The organism is Mesorhizobium sp. M7A.F.Ca.US.005.03.2.1, from assembly GCF_003997795.1.
Lineage (GTDB): Bacteria > Pseudomonadota > Alphaproteobacteria > Rhizobiales > Rhizobiaceae > Mesorhizobium > Mesorhizobium ciceri.
Window position 1 is genome coordinate 1 of sequence record NZ_RZRP01000724.1, and the last position, 3,247, is coordinate 3,247.

General features: G+C 61.2%; 2 protein-coding genes and 2 pseudogenes. All 4 read right to left on the reverse strand.

Annotated elements, in window-relative coordinates; all coding sequences use genetic code 11:
* Positions 1-416 (reverse strand): annotated as a pseudogene (locus EN991_RS29075) (flagellar M-ring protein FliF); the annotation flags it as partial.
* A gap of 134 nt (positions 417-550) precedes the next feature.
* A complete protein-coding gene (locus EN991_RS29080) occupies positions 551-1,615 on the reverse strand; it encodes a flagellin (RefSeq protein ID WP_024502691.1) in 1,065 nt (354 codons plus the stop codon).
* Between the two features lie 267 nt (positions 1,616-1,882).
* Positions 1,883-2,884: a flagellin gene (locus tag EN991_RS29085; RefSeq protein WP_013529788.1), complete on the reverse strand. Its 1,002-nt coding sequence runs from the start codon at positions 2,882-2,884 to the stop codon at positions 1,883-1,885.
* A gap of 200 nt (positions 2,885-3,084) precedes the next feature.
* Positions 3,085-3,247: pseudogene (locus EN991_RS29090) on the reverse strand (flagellar biosynthetic protein FliP); the annotation flags it as partial.

Sequence of the window (3,247 nt, forward strand, 5' to 3'; positions counted from 1 at the left end):
GTGCGGGCGATCTCACCTTCCAGCGCGCGCACGCGGGTGATCTGCTGCATGAACGAGGTGAGGCCGAGCGAGCCGACATTGTCGAACAATTCGTAGCCGGCATTGGCGCTGGTCGGCAGGCCCTTTTCGGCAAGCAGCATGCGCGCCTGGGCGGTGGTGCCGGCCGGCACCAGAACCGAGGTTCCGTCGGCGCCGACATCGAAGCCGATGCCGGCTTCGCCGAGCACCAGGCCGATCTGGTTCACGTCGGCGCGGTCGAGTCCGACATAGAGCGTGTCGTAGGCGGGGCGGTTGAGATAGACCGAGGCGATGCCGATGACGCCCATCACCAGAACGGCGATGCCCGCCAGCATGGCGAGGCGCTTCACGCCAAACCCGCGGAGATTCGAGATGATGCTCTGGATCTGTTCCGGCACGGTTCAACGACTCCCAGCATGATTGTCCGCCGGAACTCTAGTCTTCGAAGCTTGTGCGAAAATGAAATCGGGCCGCGCTTGCGGCGCGGCCCGTCAATCGGAGTGCGAAAAGGAGGCGCCGGTGGCGCCCGCGATTAGTTCTTGAACAGCGACAGGATCGACTGCGAGGAGCTGTTGGCAATCGACAGTGCCTGGATGCCGAGCTGCTGCTGCACCTGCAGGGCCTGGAGGCGGGTCGATTCCTTGTTCATGTCGGCGTCGACGAGCTGGCCGACGCCGCGGTCGATGGAGTCCATCAGGCTCTGTGTGAAGGTCTTCTGCAGGTCGATCGAGCTCTTGGCCGAACCGATGATGGTGGCGGAATCAGTCAACTGGGCCATGACCTTGTCCATCATGGTGACCATCTGGGTGATGATGCCGTCGGTCACCCCTGGGGCCGTGATGTCGAGGTTGTAGGCGGAAATATTGTCGACCTTGGTGACCGCTCCCGCCGCCGTCTGGCCGGCAGTGTTCGCGGCGATATCCGTTCCTCCGCCCGCGATCACGCCAGCATAGGCGTTGTCATACAGGGTCTGGGCGGCGCCCGTGGAATAGATGGAGGTCTGGCGATCGAGGACGCCCTGGTTCTTGACTTCGGCGGCAAGGCCGTAGTCGAAAAGCTTGGTGCCCTCGACATTGATGTTGATCGTTCCGATCGAGACAGCGCCGGATGAAGAGCGATTGAATGAGGACACGATCTGCGAGTCGGGCTGGACGCCATCATTGGCGGACGTGACCTGCTTGGAGGTCACCGCGAGGAAATTCGAGCCGGAGAAGGTGGCCGCATCGGCAAAGGACTTCATCTGCGTTTGAAGCGCCTTGATCTCGGTCTGGGTCTTCGCCTTGGCGGCATCCGTCTGGCCGACCATGGACAACACCTTGGTCTTGATCTGGCCGATCGTCGTCAGCACGTTGGTGATGCCGGTGTAGGCGGCATCGACTTTCGAGGCGCCGAGGCCGAGTGCATCCTGCACCGTCGACAGGGCCGAATTGTCCGAGCGCATGGTGGTGGCGATCGACCAATAGGCGGCGTTGTCCGAAGCCTGCGAGACCCGATAGCCGGTCGATATGCGGGCCTGTGTCTGTTCGAGCGACTTGTTGGTGGCGCTGAGGCTTTGAAGTGCGGTTAACGCCGAGGCGTTGGTCATGATGCTCGCCAAGAAAGTCGCTCCTTCTCAAAAGCCGACATGCTCAGACATGCCGGATGGGCCTGTTCAACGATTGGCATCGTGCCGGTCGGACCGATTCGCCAACTGTCGTAAGCTATTGGTTAACCATAACTAGCGCGGCATGGTTAACAGCCTGTTAAAAGCTGGCTTTTGAGAGTTAAGGATCGAGGATTGTGCGGGGCTGGAGCAAACGCAAATAGGGCCGCGCTTTTGGCGCGGCCCGAATTTCTAGTGCGAACTGTGGTTGAGCGGAGGCGATCAGCCGCGGAAGAGCGACAGGATCGACTGCGAGGAACCGTTGGCGATCGACAGCGCCTGCACGCCGAGCTGCTGCTGGACCTGCAGGGCCTGCAGACGGGTCGATTCCTTGTTCATGTCGGCATCGACGAGCTGGCCGACGCCGCGGTCGATGGAGTCCATCAGGTCCGAGGTGAAGGTCTTCTGCAGGTCGATACTGCTCTTGGCGGCGCCGAGCGTGGTGGCCGAGTTGGTCATATCGGCGAGCGCGGAGTCGATGACGGTCAGCATCTGCTTGATCTGCGAATCGCTGGCAGCCGTGCCACCCGAGAAGATGGAAAGCGAGGCGGCCGAATAGGTGTCGGTGGCCAGTGCAGCCGCCCCTAGAGCTGTCTGCGTGCCGGAGACCGCTGCGGCCACACTGCCGTCGCTGCCGAGGCGGTACGTGTCAAGGATGCCCTTCGCGAGGCCCGAGGTGGTACCAGCTTCATAGAGCTTGATGCTTTCCACCTTGACGTCGATGGTCGAGATCGAAGATGCGCCGGCCGCGTCACGGTTGAAGGCCGAAAGGATCTTCACATCGGCAGCCGTCGTGGCTGTTGAGCCGCTGTCTACGGACAGCATGTTGGTGCCGGAGAAGGTGGCGCCGTCGGCGTAGGACTTCATCTGCGCCTGAAGAGCGGTGATTTCGGTCTGGGTCTTTTCCTTCGAGGCGTCCGTCTGGCCGTAGGAAGCCAGCAGCTTTGCCTTGATCTGGTTGATGGTGGAGATCGCGCTGTTCATGCCGGTATAGGCGGTGTCGACCTTCGAGGCGCCGAGGCCGAGAGCGTCCGAAACGGTGGACATTGCCTGGTTGTCGGAGCGCATCGTGGTGGCGATCGACCAGTAAGCGGCGTTGTCCGAGGCCTGCGAGACGCGATAACCGGTCGAGATGCGGGCCTGGGTGTCCTGGAGGGATTTGCTGGTGGCGTTAAGGCTCTGCAGAGCCGTCAACGCGGCGGAGTTCGTCATGATGCTGGACATGGTACTCGTACCTTGGTTTTTACAGGTGTTTTTTTGACATACCGGGCCTCCCGGTATGACGGTGCGGCATCATGCCAATGATCTCTGAAATCGATCACCCGCCATCTGCGAGCGAATATGCGGGCAAGTCCCTACCAAAGGGCTAAACCGGACGGTTAATCGAAAATATATTGCTGGAATTTCGAGCCGGCGCGGCAGTGTCAGTTGAAGGAGCGCACCAGGCTGCCGACAAGCAGGTTCCAGCCGTCGATCAGGACGAAGAACAGGATCTTGAACGGCAGCGACACCACCGTGGGCGGCAGCATCATCATGCCCATCGCCATCGTGATGGTGGCGACGATCAGGTCGATGACCAGGAACGGC